The organism is Acidovorax sacchari, from assembly GCF_042847045.1.
In the GTDB taxonomy this organism is placed as follows: Bacteria; Pseudomonadota; Gammaproteobacteria; order Burkholderiales; family Burkholderiaceae_C; genus Paracidovorax; species Paracidovorax sacchari.
The window spans coordinates 3,341,468-3,356,718 of sequence record NZ_AP035783.1; the positions used below are offsets into that span (position 1 = coordinate 3,341,468).

At 66.3% G+C, this 15,251-nt stretch carries 14 protein-coding genes and 1 tRNA gene; 6 read left to right on the forward strand and 9 right to left on the reverse strand.

Annotation, left to right across the window (positions count from 1 at the left end; all coding sequences use genetic code 11):
- Window positions 1-25 precede the first annotated feature (25 nt).
- From ACGHC0_RS14905 to cysS, 8 genes are all read right to left on the reverse strand, one after another.
- Window positions 26-846 (reverse strand): IS5 family transposase gene (locus tag ACGHC0_RS14905; RefSeq protein ID WP_415268423.1). Its coding sequence is split into 2 segments (ribosomal slippage): window positions 26-502 and window positions 505-846, totalling 819 coding nucleotides; the frame shifts between segments, so codons are not numbered across the junction.
- Between the two features lie 190 nt (window positions 847-1,036).
- Entirely contained in the window at window positions 1,037-2,206 is a 1,170-nt protein-coding gene (locus tag ACGHC0_RS14910; protein WP_415265977.1) for a hypothetical protein, read from the reverse strand.
- Between the two features lie 465 nt (window positions 2,207-2,671).
- Window positions 2,672-2,764 (reverse strand) — tRNA-Ser (locus tag ACGHC0_RS14915).
- Between the two features lie 42 nt (window positions 2,765-2,806).
- Entirely contained in the window at window positions 2,807-4,084 is a 1,278-nt protein-coding gene (locus ACGHC0_RS14920) for an aspartate kinase (RefSeq protein WP_368351726.1), read from the reverse strand.
- Between the two features lie 190 nt (window positions 4,085-4,274).
- Entirely contained in the window at window positions 4,275-5,321 is a 1,047-nt protein-coding gene (locus ACGHC0_RS14925) for a tRNA lysidine(34) synthetase (protein WP_415265978.1), read from the reverse strand.
- Window positions 5,322-5,702: 381 nt separating this feature from the next.
- Complete coding sequence (locus ACGHC0_RS14930; protein WP_288496386.1) at window positions 5,703-6,677, reverse strand: acetyl-CoA carboxylase carboxyltransferase subunit alpha; 975 nt, start codon at window positions 6,675-6,677, stop codon at window positions 5,703-5,705.
- A gap of 68 nt (window positions 6,678-6,745) precedes the next feature.
- The gene (locus tag ACGHC0_RS14935; protein WP_415265979.1) at window positions 6,746-7,405 is read right to left on the reverse strand and encodes a DNA-3-methyladenine glycosylase family protein; all 660 of its coding nucleotides are present in this window, start codon (window positions 7,403-7,405) and stop codon (window positions 6,746-6,748) included.
- Between the two features lie 59 nt (window positions 7,406-7,464).
- Window positions 7,465-8,844: a cysteine--tRNA ligase gene (cysS, locus tag ACGHC0_RS14940; RefSeq protein ID WP_415265980.1), complete on the reverse strand. Its 1,380-nt coding sequence runs from the start codon at window positions 8,842-8,844 to the stop codon at window positions 7,465-7,467.
- 222 nt (window positions 8,845-9,066) lie between these two features.
- Here cysS and ACGHC0_RS14945 point away from each other — a divergent pair, with 222 nt between their 5' ends.
- The 6 genes from ACGHC0_RS14945 to ACGHC0_RS14970 all read left to right on the forward strand — a co-directional run bounded on the left by ACGHC0_RS14945 (window position 9,067) and on the right by ACGHC0_RS14970 (window position 14,629).
- Window positions 9,067-10,197, forward strand: a complete 1,131-nt coding sequence (locus ACGHC0_RS14945) for a tetratricopeptide repeat protein (RefSeq protein ID WP_415265981.1) — start codon at window positions 9,067-9,069, stop codon at window positions 10,195-10,197.
- A 131-nt stretch (window positions 10,198-10,328) separates the two neighbouring features.
- The gene (locus ACGHC0_RS14950) at window positions 10,329-11,642 is read left to right on the forward strand and encodes a L,D-transpeptidase family protein (protein ID WP_415265982.1); all 1,314 of its coding nucleotides are present in this window, start codon (window positions 10,329-10,331) and stop codon (window positions 11,640-11,642) included.
- On the forward strand, window positions 11,639-12,232 hold the full coding sequence (locus ACGHC0_RS14955; protein WP_368351732.1) for a peptidylprolyl isomerase: 594 nt from the start codon (window positions 11,639-11,641) through the stop codon (window positions 12,230-12,232). Before ACGHC0_RS14950 ends, ACGHC0_RS14955 begins: the two co-directional genes overlap by 4 nt.
- A gap of 56 nt (window positions 12,233-12,288) precedes the next feature.
- Window positions 12,289-12,795, forward strand: a complete 507-nt coding sequence (locus tag ACGHC0_RS14960; RefSeq protein ID WP_415265983.1) for a peptidylprolyl isomerase — start codon at window positions 12,289-12,291, stop codon at window positions 12,793-12,795.
- 180 nt (window positions 12,796-12,975) lie between these two features.
- Complete coding sequence (locus tag ACGHC0_RS14965; protein WP_415265984.1) at window positions 12,976-13,770, forward strand: UDP-2,3-diacylglucosamine diphosphatase; 795 nt, start codon at window positions 12,976-12,978, stop codon at window positions 13,768-13,770.
- A gap of 4 nt (window positions 13,771-13,774) precedes the next feature.
- Window positions 13,775-14,629, forward strand: coding sequence for a zinc-dependent peptidase (locus ACGHC0_RS14970; protein ID WP_415265985.1), 855 nt, complete (start codon window positions 13,775-13,777; stop codon window positions 14,627-14,629).
- A gap of 18 nt (window positions 14,630-14,647) precedes the next feature.
- On the opposite strand, the gene ACGHC0_RS14975 is transcribed toward ACGHC0_RS14970, so the two are convergent.
- Window positions 14,648-15,214, reverse strand: a complete 567-nt coding sequence (locus ACGHC0_RS14975; RefSeq protein ID WP_415265986.1) for an OmpA family protein — start codon at window positions 15,212-15,214, stop codon at window positions 14,648-14,650.
- Window positions 15,215-15,251: the final 37 nt, after the last annotated feature.

Sequence of the window (15,251 nt, forward strand, 5' to 3'; positions counted from 1 at the left end):
GTGTGCCACTTGCCACTGCTCCCTACTAAGTGCGGCTACACCGCCGCTCCACGAAGCGCGCACGGATGATCGCTGCAGCCAGTTTCAACAGCGCTTCGTGGATGTCCAGCCGCCTCTCGAAGCGGATGCGCAGCTTGTCAAAGCCTGCAAACCATCCATGCGTTCTCTCCACCACCCAGCGATGCCGTCCAAGCCGCTCGCGGATCTCAATGCCTCTTCTGGCAATCCGGCTGGCGATGCCTCGCTTCTTCAGATAGGCGCGACAACGCGCGTAGTCGTAGCCCTTGTCGGCATGCAGCTTCGATGGCCTGCGACTCGGCTTGCACTGCAGTGCCCTGACGGCCGGCAGAGCGTCGATGCATTTCTCGAACGTCATCGAATCGTGCCGGTTCGCACCGCTGACCAGCACCACCAGCGGAATGCCCCACGCGTCTACGACGATGTGCCGCTTGGAGCCGAGTTTGCCTCTGTCCGTAGGGTTGGGGCCCGTTTCCTGCCCCCCCCCGGGGGGCTTGGTACCGACGAGCCATCGATGCTCGCTCGGCTCCAATCGATCTGGTCAAGTTCGCACAGGCGAACGAGCATTGCATGGTGAAGTTTCTGCCACACCCCGGCAGTGTTCCAGTCGCGCAGCCGTCGCCAGCACGTCATGCCGCTGCCGTAGCCAAGGGACTGCAGCAGATCTTCCCAGGCGATGCCCGTGTACAGCACGAACAAGATGTCATTGAGGGCCGCCTCGTCGCTGACGGTGCGTCTGCGCGCTTCGCCTTTGGCAGATGGCACGAAGGTCGGGATGAGGGGTTGCAGCTGTCGCCACAGTTCTTTGCTGACCGGTCTTCTTGCCATAAGGGAACCAAGCATAGCTGCTCTGCGCAGGTAAGAAGGAGGTGTTAGCCGCTCTAAAGGTCAGCGCGTAGTCCCGCTGGCCGCGCTGGACTCTCGATCCAGTCACATTTACCCTTTCCTTCGAAAAGGTGCCAGTATCTGGGAGGATGGGTCACCCCGTGAACTGCGCTCGACGCTCTTGAGAAAAGTTTTAGCGCTTACCAACTTTTGACAATGCCTCTAAAATTTTGATAATCAATTCCTGCGGATCAATCGCGTAGGATGGTGCTTTATCTTCGCCACCTTCGACAAAAAAAACTCGTTGTGCCAATTCGGTTCTCAATTTAGTACCAAACTCGCCTTCCAGTTTCTGTAAAAATGGCTCTAGCACGTGGAAGTCTAGCGATGTTCTACGTAGTTTGTTGGCTTGAGCCCGGTGCTTTCCCGACTCCCTAGCTAAATAAGCTGTAGGAACCGCCATAAGCAGAGTTGCAACAAGTCTGGTTAATGCATTTTTCCAATCAACGCCATTGAAACTGAGTTGCAAAATTGTATATGCCAGAAAAGCAACAGTTAGCCCCATTAATCCAATGCAAAGCCAGCGAAATAAGTTTGCCGACCTCTCCTCGCTTTGGGCGCTTCCTATATAACCACCAGACAATATAGTAGAACTCAACTGACCTAGCATATTTTTCGCTTGTTCGTGATAGCCCCCGAACAACTCCGCCTGAGATCGGATACCCGTTTGAACCTCCTCAAGCTCATCTTGAATGGCTTTTGCACGGAGCATGAACTCTATCTTCGCATCTCGCTCAAGACGTTGAGTCATGTCACTAACTATTTTCGCCGATTCACCGCCCGATTCGCTGAGCGCATTCAAGCGAGCTTCAATCGCCGCCATTTTTTGCTCTGTGGACTCTGCAGCTCCTGATAAGGCAGCAAACCTCGCTCGCAACTCGATGGCGAGTTTTTGCAGCTCATTACTCCTCTCTCTCCAAGCAGCGCGCTCCTCTGCATTTATATCGCCCGAAGGAGAAAACACAGCTACAAGCCTCTTTGCATTTATTAAAATCGAATCAAGCTCAGCCTTTTCTTGATCGGACAATATAATTTTTTTTAAACACCTCTCATAAAATTCATGAACATTCTTGTAAATTTCCTCTGCCAATTTGGTTAAATCGGAAGCATTTTTGCCGCCAATTTTTAATTCTGAAAGCTCTTTAATCAGTAAAGCTAGCTTATTTATTAAAACATAATTCGCTTGATCATCATTTAACTTTTTGTTATCGCGCAGCCTTGCACAAGCAGACCTCAAGCCGGCAATCAAGAGTCTTGCTTCCGAGGAAAAAACTAAAAAACTGTTTGCTTCGAACTCTGCCACAGTCCCTCCTATCCTAGTATGAGAGATCATTATCTCCCATACGAACGCTCATCCTGACCACGCTCAAGCGAATCGAAACACCCGGCCATATTTCCTTCCGGGGGCCCGTAGATCCCGATCTCAATTGAAATCGCAGCGCCACATCTGGCGCACCGCCTTCCGGAAGGCGGGCATGCGCTACCAGGCGCCGAGGGAGTGCCCCGATACCAGCGCGACGCTCGCGCTAATGGCCGGGGCGAGCCGGTAGCCCTGCAGCACGGCCACAGCGTGCTGATGCGGGACTATGCGAAGTGGATCCCATCGGCCGACTGCGGGGCGAATCGGGCCGCCGTGAACGCAGCCATTTCTGGCCCGATGCAGGAGCAGAAAAAGGCGATTTAGGGATGGATTAGGGATGGACTCCCGAGGCCGAGAGCCAGATGCAAAAAACCCCTAAGAGAATCAATCACTTAGGGGTTCATGCTTTGGCGGAAACGGAGGGATTCGAACCCTCGATGAGGCTCTACACCCCATACTCCCTTAGCAGGGGAGCACCTTCGGCCACTCGGTCACGTTTCCAATCCCACTATTCTAACCCAAAATTTGCGCGCTTTTGGGCAGTCAGGCGGCCGCCGCTGCGGGCTGGTCGAGCTCGAAGGCCTTGTGCAGGGTGCGCACGGCCAGTTCGACGTACTTCTCGTCGATGACGACGGAGGTCTTGATCTCGGAGGTGGAGATCATCTGGATGTTGATGCCCTCTTCGCTCAGCACGCGGAACATGCGGGCGGCCACGCCGACGTGGCTGCGCATGCCGATGCCGACGATGCTCACCTTGCAGATCTTGGCGTCGCCCACGACTTCCTGCGCGCCCAGGGCGGGCACGACCTTTTCCTTGAGCAGATCGACGGTGCGCGCGAAGTCGTTGCGGTTCACCGTGAAGCTGAAGTCAGTCTTGCCGTCCTTGCTGAGGTTCTGGATGATGACGTCCACCTCGATGTTCGCGTCGGCCACGGCGCCCAGGATCTGGTAGGCGATTCCGGGCTTGTCGGGCACGCCCAGCACGGAGATCTTGGCTTCGTCGCGGTTGAAAGCGATGCCGGATACGACGGCTTGTTCCATTTTTTCGTCTTCCTCAAAAGTGATGAGCGTGCCGGAGCGGGCCTCTTCCTCGATGTCGATATCCCAGGGCGTGAAGCTGGAGAGCACGCGCAGCGGCACCTTGTACTTGCCGGCGAACTCCACGGAGCGGATCTGCAGCACCTTGCTGCCGAGGCTGGCCATCTCCAGCATTTCCTCGAAGCTCACTGTGTGCAGGCGACGCGCCTCGGGCACGACGCGCGGGTCGGTGGTGTACACGCCGTCCACGTCGGTGTAGATCAGGCATTCGGAGGCCTTCATCGCCGCCGCCACGGCCACGGCCGAGGTGTCGGAGCCGCCGCGGCCCAGCGTGGTGATGTGGCCGTGCTCGTCGATGCCCTGGAAGCCGGTGACGATCACGACCTTGCCGGCGGCGAGGTCCGAGCGCACGCGCTGGTCGTCGATGGATTCGATGCGGGCCTTGGTGTAGGCGCTGTCGGTGCGGATGGGCACCTGCCAGCCGGCGTAGCTCACCGACTCCATGCCTTCGGCCTGCAGCGCGATGGCCAGCAGGGCGGAGGAAGCCTGTTCGCCGGTGGCGGCGAGCATGTCGAGTTCGCGGTGATAGGCGGAAGAGGCGCGCGAGGGGGCGAGGTCCTTGGCCAGGCCGAGCAGGCGGTTGGTCTCGCCGCTCATGGCGCTGGGCACCACCACCATCTGGTGGCCCGCCCGTGCCCACTTGGCGACGCGCTTGGCGACATTGCGGATGCGCTCCGTGGAGCCCATCGATGTGCCGCCGTATTTGTGAACGATCAATGCCATTGGATATCCGGGGTGACGGTACGAAGGCCGCGGCGCGAAAGGAGGGAAAGGCACAGGAGCGGACCTGCGGGATGGAAGGCCCCCTGCGCCTCACAGGCCCCGGGACCTCGTAGGCACCCTATGCTCTGTGGCTGAGGTGTTTTGGCGCGCCGCCGTGTTTCGTGCGAATGAGAGAGAAGACCAAAACCCGTCAATTGTACCAACCGAGTTCGTCGCCCTGGCGCACCACGAAGCCCCGTCCCACTTTGATGCGGATGCGGTGGCCGCGCGTGGCGCAGGCGGCGATCTGGCCGAGCAGTTCGCCGAGCTGCGCGGCCGTGGGCGTGGTGGCGTGCGCCGTGCGCAGCCAGTGGCGCAGCACATTGGCCTGGCGCTCGCGGCCCAGCGCGCGCAGCGCCGCGATGCGCGGCGGCTGCCCGATGGCCTGCAGGTCGGCCTCCGCCAGTTCGCGCAGCAGCACGGCCGCTTCCGCGGCATGCGAGGCGCTGCGCGCAAAGGTGTCACGGAACTGGGGAAACGCGGCCTGCAGCGCCGGCAGCATCCGCGCGCGGATGCGGTTGCGGGTGTAGCGCTCGTCCGTGTTCGTCGGATCCTCGACCCAGCCCTCGCCACGCGCGGTCAGCCAGGCGCGCACGTCAGCGCCCGCCACTTCCAGGAGTGGCCGGTGCCAGTCGAGATCGTCGCGCCGCCAGAGGGCCGGCATGGCGGCCAGCCCCGCCACTCCGGCGCCACGCGAAAGCGCGAGCAGCACGGTTTCCACCTGGTCGTCGGCATGCTGGGCCAGCGCAATGGAGGCCAACGCGGGCCGCGCGGCGGCAGGCCGATCCCCATCGCCTCCCGGACCGCCCTGCCCCGCGTCCATCTCCGGCAAGACCCCGCCCGTAGCTGCCAGATGGGTTGGATCGGTTCCCTGCTGGCCGCCGGCCAGGTCCCGCAGGGCTTCATAGCGCCGCTGGCGGGCCACATCCTCGGGGCTCTCACCCCCCGCATGGCGCGCATCCACCCGCGCGATGCGCAACGGCACGCCCAGCCGCCCACACAGCGCGCGGCAGTGGCCCTCGAAACCATCCGCCGCAGCCTGCAATCCATGGTGCACGTGCAGCGCATGCACCTGCCCCGGCCAGCGCTGCGCGCAGGCATGCAGCAGCGCCGTCGAATCCGCACCGCCGCTCAGCGCCACGCCCAGGGGCAGCGCCGGCCGGAAACGGTCCATGGCCGCATCGAACGCCCGCGTCATCGCACTGCGCCTTGGCCAGGGAAAACGAAAACGGCCCCGAAGGGCCGTGCAGCAGGCATGGATACGAATGCTCCGGACATTTCAATCAACCACGGCGCAACTCACCAACCTCGCCTAACCGACGGAGGGAGCCGGACCGCTCGGCGGACTCGAAGCTGGCTAAATGCGCAGGCAACCGCCTCGTTTCAAAATCCCATGGGCGAGCGAAGATCCGAACCGCCTGAACGCCAAGCGGCGTCACCCGTCGAAAGGCCGCGGAGCAGGCCAGGCCAGCAGACGCCGTGGAACCGGCTCCGCCGGGCCACCGGCGTCGTTCCCCTGCCCGCTGTGCGCAGCACGGCGAGAGCGGGGGGAAGCGGCGAAGCCGCTCAGGGGGGTGCTTCACCGTTCAGCGCGGGTATCGTTGAACCGCCCGTAGCTCTGCAGACGCTCGTAGCGGCGGTCCAGCAGTTCGCGCGGCTTGAGGTCCGCCAGCTGGCGGTAGGCGTCGCCCAGGGCGCGCTTGAGGAAGGCGGCCATCTGCTTGTGGTCGCGGTGCGCGCCGCCGACGGGCTCGCTCACGATCTTGTCCACCAGGCCCAGGGCCTTGAGGCGGTGCGCGGTGATGCCCATGGCGTCGGCCGCGTCCTGGGCCTTGTCGCCGGTCTTCCAGAGGATGGAGGCGCAGCCCTCGGGGCTGATCACCGAATAGATCGAATACTGCAGCATCACGACCTGGTCGGCGACGCTGATGGCCAGGGCACCGCCGGAGCCGCCCTCGCCGATCACCGTGGTGATGATGGGCACTTCCAGCTGCGCCATCTCGAAGATGTTGCGGCCGATGGCCTCGGACTGGCCGCGCTCCTCGGCGTCGATGCCGGGGTAGGCGCCCGGCGTGTCCACGAAGGTGAAGACGGGCAGCCGGAACTTCTCGGCCGTTTTCATGAGGCGCAGGGCCTTGCGGTAGCCCTCGGGGCGGCTCATGCCGAAGTTGCGGGCGGCGCGCTCCTTGGTGTCGCGCCCCTTCTGGTGGCCGATCACCATGCAAGCATGGCCGTTGAAGCGCGCGAGGCCGCCGATGATGGAGAGGTCGTCGGCGAAGTGCCGGTCACCGTGCATCTCGACGAAGTCGGTGAAGATCTCGCGCACGTAGTCGAGGGTGTAGGGCCGCTCGGGGTGGCGGGCGATCTTGGTGATCTGCCAGGGCGTCAGCTCGCTGTAGATGTCCTTGGTGAGCTGCTGGCTCTTGCGGCTGAGCTGGTCGATTTCCTCGGAAATGTCCACCGCGCTTTCGGTCTGCACGTAGCGCAGTTCCTCGATCTTCGACTCCAGCTCGGCGATGGGCTGCTCGAAGTCCAGAAAAGTCTTTTTCGCCAATTGTTTTCTCCTTGGGCTGTAGCCTCGGCGCGCGCGGAACGCGCGGCACGCAGTGTCCTGGCGGACGGTCAATAGTCCACCGGCAGGGGGGCGAGCGACCGCCAAATATACCAACTCGCCACGCTGCACCAGGGTTTCCAGGCCTCGGCGACTTCGCGGGCATCGCTGCGGCTGACCGGGTCGCCCGAGAAATAGTGCTGGCTGATGCCCTGCAGCAGGGTGGCGTCGTCCAGGGGCAGCACGTTGGGCCGCGCCAGGTGGAAGATCAGGAACATGTCGGCCGTCCAGCGGCCGATGCCGCGGATGGCGACCAGCTCGGCCGCGATGGCCTCGTCGTCCATCGCGTCCCAGTCCTTGACGTGCAGGCGGCCGGTGTCGAAATGCAGCGCCAGGTCCACCAGGTAGTCCACCTTGCGGGCGGACAGGCCCGCGGCGCGCATGTCGTCCACCTTGAGCTTGAGCACGGCGGCCGGCGTCATGCTGCGGGGTAGCGCGGCGAACTTGTCCCAGACCTTCTGCGCGGACGCGACCGAGACCTGCTGGCCCACTATGCTGCGCGCCAGCGTGGTGAAGGCGTCGCCGCGGGCCACCAGGGCCACGTCGCCGAGCTGCGGGATCAGCCGCTTCATGACGCGGTCCTTCTTGACCAGATGGCGGCAAGCGTCCGCCCAGTAGCCGGGGGCGGTGGACGGCTCGGCCGTCCCCGCTGTTTTCTTGCTGGAGGCCACGGCTTACCTTGTCTGGAGAGAAGACCGGCGGTGCGGGAAACGGAGAGGGCGGCCCGGGTTCACTGCGCGGCCTCCCAGGTCGTGCCGGCGGGGGAATCCTTGAGCACGATGCCCTGCGCGAGCAGGTCGTTGCGGATGCGGTCGGCCTCGGCGAAGTTCTTCGCTGCCTTGGCGGCAGCCCGCGCGGCGATGCGCGCGGTGATCTCGGCGGCGTCCAGCTGCACCCCCTGCCGCAGGAAGTCCTGCGGATCCCCCTGCAGCAGCCCCAGGCAGCCGCCCAGCGCCTTCAGCAGGCCGGCCAGGCGGGAGGAGCGCGTGCGGTTCACCTCTCCGGCCAGCTCGAACAGCACGGCCACGGCCTCGGGCGTGCCGAAATCCTCGTCCATGGCCGCCTTGAACCGGGCGGCGTGTGGATCGGCCCAGTCGATCGCACCGATGTCTTCCGGCGCGACCAGGGCGAGCGCGGTGTAGAGCCGCTTGAGCGATGCGCGCGCATCCTGCAGGTGCACGTCGCTGTAGTTGAGCGGGCTGCGGTAGTGCGTGCGCACGATGAAGAAACGCAGCGTCTCGGCATCGACCTGCTGCAGCACCTCGCGGATGGTGAAGAAGTTGCCGAGCGACTTGCTCATCTTCTCGTTGTCCACGCGCACGAAGCCGTTGTGCATCCAGAAGCGCGCCAGCGGCTTTCCGGTGGCGCCCTCGCTCTGTGCGATCTCGTTCTCGTGGTGGGGGAACTGCAGGTCCGCGCCGCCGCCGTGGATGTCGAAGCTCTCGCCGAGCGTGGCGCAGCTCATGGCCGAGCACTCGATGTGCCAGCCCGGCCGGCCGGTGCCGAAGGGGCTGTCCCATTTCGCCTCGGGCGGCTCGCCGGGCTTGGCGGCCTTCCAGAGCACGAAGTCGAGCGGATCCTGCTTGTCGTCCTGCACGGCCACGCGTTCGCCCGCGCGCAATTCGTCCAGGGACTTGCCCGAGAGCTTGCCGTAGCCCTCGAACCGGCGCACGGCGTAGTTCACGTCGCCGCTGCCGGCGCGGTAGGCCAGGCCCTTGCGCTCCAGCGTGCCGATGAGCGAGAGCATCTGGGGCACGTATTCGGTGGCGCGCGGCTCGACCGTGGGCGGCTCGATCGCCAGGGCGCCGATGTCCTCGTGCATGGCGGCCGTCATCTCGTCCGTGAGCTGGCGGATGGTGATGCCCCGCTCCACCGCGCGGCGGATGATCTTGTCGTCGATGTCGGTGATGTTGCGCACATAGGTGACGCGCAAACCGCTGCTGCGCAGCCAGCGCTGCACCACGTCGAATGCCATCATCATGCGGGCGTGGCCGATGTGGCAGAGGTCGTAGATGGTCATGCCGCAGACGTACATGCGGACATGGCCGGGCTCGAGCGGGGAAAAGTCCTCCATCGCACGCGACAGCGTGTTGTAGATGCGCAAACTCATGGAATATCAGTGAAGAGGGGGTGTTGGACTGCAGGCCGACGGCCCCGGTCGCAGCGGACCGTGGCGCCGGACGGGCCGGCGTGCGAGGTATGCGCAGCATCTGCGCGACACGCGAATCAGGAGCGGCAACAGCACACCGGCATGGCAAAACCCCTCGGCTACAATCCGCCGCAGTATAAGGCCCGTTACCGATCGACACTTTCATACCCGTTGCCACCACCCATGACGCACGCCCGCCGCCCACTCCCCCATCTCCTGCGACTGCTGGTGCTGTCGGCCTTGCTGGGGGCGCCGCTGGCCCACGCGGACGACTATGCCGAGATCACCCAGTTGCTCAAGTCCGGCAAGAGCCAGGAAGCGCTGGCCAAGGCGGACCAGCGCCTGCTGGCCAACCCGCGCGATCCCCAGTTGCGCTTCCTGCGCGGCGTGGCGCAGGCGGATTCGGGCAAGCAGGCGGATGCAGTGGCGACGTTCACCAAGCTCACCGAGGACTACCCCGAGCTGCCCGAGCCCTACAACAACCTGGCCGTGCTCTACGCGAACCAGAACCAGCTCGACAAGGCGCGCACCGCCCTCGAGATGGCGATCCGCACCAACCCGAGCTACGCCACGGCCCATGAGAACCTGGGCGACATCTACGCGAAGCTCGCCAGCCAGGCCTACAACAAGGCCCTGCAGCTGGACGCCTCCAATGCCAACACGCTGCGCCCCAAGCTGGCCCTGATCCGCGACCTGTTCTCGGGCGACGCCGGCAAGTCCGCCGCGGCGAAATCGGTCCCCCCGGTGGCGACCACGACGGCCCGCGCTGCCGCACCTGCGCCGTCGCCGGCACCGGCACCGGCGGCATCTCCTGCGCCGGCCCCCACCCGGGCCGCCGCACCGGCTCCCGCACCTTCCACGCCCCCCGCTCCGGCCCCTGCCAACCTGCCTGCCGCATCGCCGGCCCCGGCGGCATCTCCGGCACCTGCGCCCGCTCCTGCTCCGGCGCCTGCCGCAGCATCGTCCTCGGCCACGGCCGAGAAGGAAGTCGCGGCTGCCGTGCGCGCATGGGCGAGCGCCTGGGAAGGCCAGGACATGCATGGCTACCTGGGTGCCTACGACCCGTCCTACACGCCTTCCGGCAAGCAGAGCCGTGCCGCCTGGGAGAAGGAGCGCCGCGACCGCATCGTGGGCCGCGCCAAGATCAATGTCAGCATCAGCGACCTGCAGGTCACGGTCAAGGACAAGAAGGCCCAGGCACGCTTCCGCCAGGGCTACAGCTCCGGCTCCTACAGCGTGAACAGCCGCAAGACCCTCGACCTGGTGCATACCGGCGGCCGCTGGCTGATCGTGCGCGAGTCCACCGGCGGCTGATGGCGGTCCGGCGGGCGCCCCGGCCCTTTTTCCTCCAGGCACCGTGCGGCGGTGCCGGCCCCGGCCTGCCGCCGGCCTGCGCGGCGCGGCCGCGGCGTGCCGTGCCCTGGCACTCCCTCCGCTGAGCGCCGATGTCGATCGCGATTCCCTTCCGTAGCCGCGCGCTCGCGGCGGCAACCGCTTTGTCCGTGGTCTGCGGCGCGTTCGGCGCGCCCGCGGCCCTGGCCCAGGGCGACAAGGAGCGAGCCCTCGTCCGCAACAAGCGCACCGTCGCCAAGCCGGTGCCGCGCGGCCAGCCGGCGCCCCTGCGCGACGGCCAGGCGGAGCAGCGCCTGATGGAGGTTTATCGCCTCACGGGCGAAGGCCGCAGCCGCGAGGCGCTCGCCAAGGCCGAAAGCCTGGCGCGCGACTACCCGAATTTCCAGCTGGCGCAACTCGCGCTGGGCGACCTGCTGTCCGCCCGCACCCGGCCGGTGCGCCAGCTCGGCGACGTGCCGGCAGGCCAGGGCGATGCGCCCCAGCCCCCCTCGCCCAACGCCGCGGAGGCGCTGGCCGAGTTGCGTGCGGAATCCCGGCAGCGCTCGGACGCGTTGCGCGTCCGCCCCGGGGCCCGCGCGATTCCCTCCCAGTTCATCGAACTCTCGGCGCGGTCCCGCCATGCGATCGCCGTGGATGCCTCGCGCTCGCGCCTGTACCTGTTCCAGAACACCGAACAGGGGATGGAACTGATCGCCGACTATTACGCCTCGGTCGGCAAGCTCGGCATCGAGAAGGCGCTGGAAGGCGACCAGCGCACGCCGCTGGGCGTGTACTTCATCACCAGCCGGCTCGATCCCGCCACGCTCAAGGATTTCTACGGTGCCGGCGCACTGCCCATCAACTACCCCAATCCGCTGGACGTGAGCCGGGGCAAGACGGGCAGCGGCATCTGGCTGCACGGCACGCCGCCCGAGCAGTTCTCGCGCGCGCCACTGTCCACCGACGGCTGCCTGGCGCTGGCCAATCCGGACCTGGAGCGCATCCTGCGCACCGTGGAGCCCCGCTCCACCCCGGTGGTGATCGCACGCCAGATCCAGTGGGTGCAGCCGCAGGCGGTGCAGGCCGAGCGCCGGCAGTTCGAGGCCGTGCTCGATGCATGGCGAGCCGCCAAGTCGCAGGGCGACGTGCGCCGCCTGCTGTCGTTCTATGCGCCCGATTTCCAGAGCTACGGCAAGATGGCGATCACCGATTACGCCAGGAGCCTCGAAGCCGAGGTCCGCGCGCTGCGCGGCCGTCCGCTGAACCTCAAGGACCGGACGCTGCTGCGCTGGACGGATGCCACCGACACCATGGTGGTAACGTTCGGCGAAGTCGCAGAAGGTGCCCGCACCGGCCCCGTCAAGCGCCAGTACTGGACGCGCAAGGGCCAGCAATGGCAGATCTTTTTCGAAGGAGTGATTGGATGACGACCCTGATTTCCAGACGATTCGCCGCCCTGGCACTGGCCGGCGCCGCATTCGCGGCGCTCGCGCCCGCCGCCTCCGCGCAGACCGCCGCGGCCGCGCCGAAGGTCAAGCTGGCGACCAGCCTGGGCGACATCGTGCTGCAGCTCGACCCCGCCAAGGCACCGAAGACGGTGGAGAACTTCCTGCAGTACGTGAAGGACAAGCACTACGACGGCACGATCTTCCACCGCGTCATCGACGGCTTCATGATCCAGGGCGGCGGCTTCACGCCCGACATGCAGCAGAAGCCCACGCGCCCCCCGATCCCGCTGGAAGCGGGCAACGGCTTGAAGAACGATGCCTACACCATCGCCATGGCCCGCACCGGCAACCCCGACTCGGCCACCTCGCAGTTCTTCATCAACGTGAAGGACAACGCCGCGCTGAACGCACCCAACCCCGATGGCCACGGCTACGCCGTGTTCGGCAAGGTCGTGAGCGGCAAGGACGTGGTGGACAAGATCAAGGCGGTGGAGACCGCCAACCGCGGCATGCACCAGAACGTGCCCTCGACGCCGGTCGTGATCAAATCCGCCACCGTGGTGCAGTGAGCCACCCTCGCACGCATCTCCCACATCCCCACCCGGGATCCCCATAAGGAAACGCAATGAGCAACCCGCAAGTCGAACTCCACATCGCCGGCCACGGCGTGATCCTCCTCGAACTCGACGCCGACAAGGCGCCCAAGTCCACGGAGAACTTCCTCGCCTACGTGAAGAAGGGCCACTACGACAACACGATCTTCCACCGCGTGATCCCCGGCTTCATGATCCAGGGCGGCGGCTTCGAGCCCGGCATGAACCAGAAGGGCACCGACGCGCCCATCGAGAACGAGGCCCAGAACGGCCTGAAGAACGACAAGTACACCGTGGCCATGGCCCGCACCAGCGATCCGCACTCGGCCACCGCGCAGTTCTTCATCAACGTGGCCGACAACGGCTTCCTGAACCACACCGCGCCGTCCGCCCAGGGCTGGGGCTACGCCGTGTTCGGCAAGGTGGTCAAGGGCACCGAGATCGTGGACACCATCAAGGGCGTGAAGACGGGCCGCAAAGGCTTCCACGACGACGTGCCGAAGGACGACGTCATCATCGAAAAGGCCGTGCTGGCCTGAGTTCCCCCTGAGCCGCTTCGCGCCTTCCTCCCCTGGGGGGACGACGCCGGCAGTCCGGCAAAGCCGGTTTTTGCGGCGTCTGCTGGCGTGGCCTGCTCCGCGGCCTTTCGTTTCGCGAACGCCGCGGGGATGCCCTGAGCCGCAGGCTGGGCACGAAGCACTTCTGAATCCCGTACTGTCATGAGCCTGTCTGCGCCCGACATCCGGGAGTTCGTTGCGCCCGGCGCGTGGCGCACGGTGGATTTCATTTCCGACCTGCACCTGGAGGCGGACCACCCGGCCACGGTGGATGCCTTCTCGCATTACCTGGACACCACCCCCGCCGACGCCGTTTTCCTCCTGGGCGACCTGTTCGAGGTCTGGGTGGGCGACGACGCCATCCAGGAGCCAGGCAGCTTCGAGGCTGCGTGCTGCGCGCTGCTGCGCCGCGCCGCTTCCTGCAAGGCCCTGTATTTCATGCATGGCAACCGCGACTTCCTGGTGGGTACGGGGTTCACGGAAGCGACGGGCATCCCGGTGCTGCCGGACCCCACGGTGCTGGTCTTTGCCGGCGGCCGCTGGCTCCTGAGCCATGGCGATGCGCTGTGCCTGGCGGATGTGCCCTACCAGAAATTCCGCGCCATGGCGCGCGACCCGCAGTGGCAGGCGCAACTGCTCGCACTGCCGCTGGCCGCGCGCCGCGCCCAGGGCCGCAGCGCGCGTGCCGAGAGCGAATCCCGCAAGCAGTCGGGCACCGCCTTCTACGGCGACGTGGACCACGCCGCGGCCGTGCAGTGGCTGCAGGCCGCGCAGGCGCGCGCCCTGATCCACGGACACACCCACCTGCCCGCGGACCATGTGCTGCAGGGGGCCGGCGACACCGCCCTCGCCCGCCACGTGCTCACCGACTGGGACCTGTCCGCACGGACGCCGCGCGCGGAGGCACTGCGCCTCACGGCCGCGGGCTTGGAACGCATCTGCCTCGTCCCCAGATAGCGGCATGGCCTCTGCCTCCGCTTTCACGCGCCTGGTGCGCAAGTTCTCCCGCCGCGTGCGCTCGGCGATCGCCCCGGTGCCCGACATTCCCGCCACGCTGTGGTTGCAGACGGTATCGCGCTACCGCTTCCTCGCGGAACTGCCGCTGCACGACCAGGCCAAGCTGCGCGCGCTGAGCGCCCTGTTCCTGCAGCGCAAGGAGTTCACCGGCGCCCACGGGCTGGAGGTGACCGATGCCATGGCGGTGGCCATCGCCGCGCAGGCGTGCCTGCCGCTCCTGCACTGGGGAGAGCCCGCCGAGGCGCTGGCCTGGTACGACGATTTCGTTGGCATCGTCGTCCACCCCGGCGAGGCCGTGGCGCGCCGGCAGTCCGTGGACGAGGCCGGCGTGGTCCACGACTACGACGAGGTGTTGCTGGGCGAAGCCATGGACCTCGGCCCCGTGATGCTGAGCTGGCCCGCGGTGGACGGCGCCGGCCGGCCCCTGGCGGACGGCGACCAGGGCAGCGGTACCAGCGTGGTCGTGCACGAATTCGCGCACAAGCTGGACATGCGCAACGGCGGTGCGGACGGCTACCCTCCCCTGCCCGCGGGCTTCCTCGGCACGCACGGCGCGCGTGCGGCGCGCGAGCAGTGGCGCGCGGCCTGGGAGCCCGCCTACCGGGACTTCCGCGAGCGCGTGATCATCGCCCAGCGCTTCGGCGGCGAGCGGCCCTGGCTCGATGCCTACGGCGCCACCGCGCCGGCGGAATTCTTCGCCGTGGCCTGCGAGGCCTACTTCGTCAGCCGCGAGCGCTTCGCGCACGAGTTCCCGACGCTGATGCCCGTGCTGGACGCCTATTTCCGGCCGGGCGGCTGAGCGGCCGCAGGCACGGGCTCAGAACGCAGGCACGATGATCGCAACGCGCCGGTTCTCGCGGCGGCTGGCGGCGGACGTGCCCTGCACGACGGGGCGGGAAGCCCCCAGCCCGACCGTGTCGATGCGGGCCGCGGGCAGGCCCGCGTCGGCCAGCACCCGGGCCACGGCCTGGGCGCGCCGCAGCGACAGGCGCTCGTTGTAGGCGCGGGCACCCTGCTCGTCGGCATGGCCCTCCACGCGCAGGGTCTCGATGCCCACTGCCACAAGCGCCTGTCCCATGCGCATCACGCTGTCATGGCTCTCGGCGTTCAGTTCCACCGAGTCGAAGTCGAACAGCAGCTTGCCCGACATCTGCAGCTCCCAACCCGCTTCCGTGGGCTCGAAGCCGTACTGCCGGAGCACGGCGGCCTTGCGCTCCGAGGCGGTGGGCGCCGCGGGAGCCTCCGGGGCGGGAGGCGGCGCGGGCGGCGCCTGGCAGGCCGCGAGCAGCGCCGTGAACGCCAGGGAAAGAATGACGCCCGCCACGCGCCCTTGCGCCACACCGCTCCCGTGGGCGCCATCAACATCCGTATCGAAAATCGCCATGCAAACCCTCCAGGCGCACATCCACCAGACTATCGAT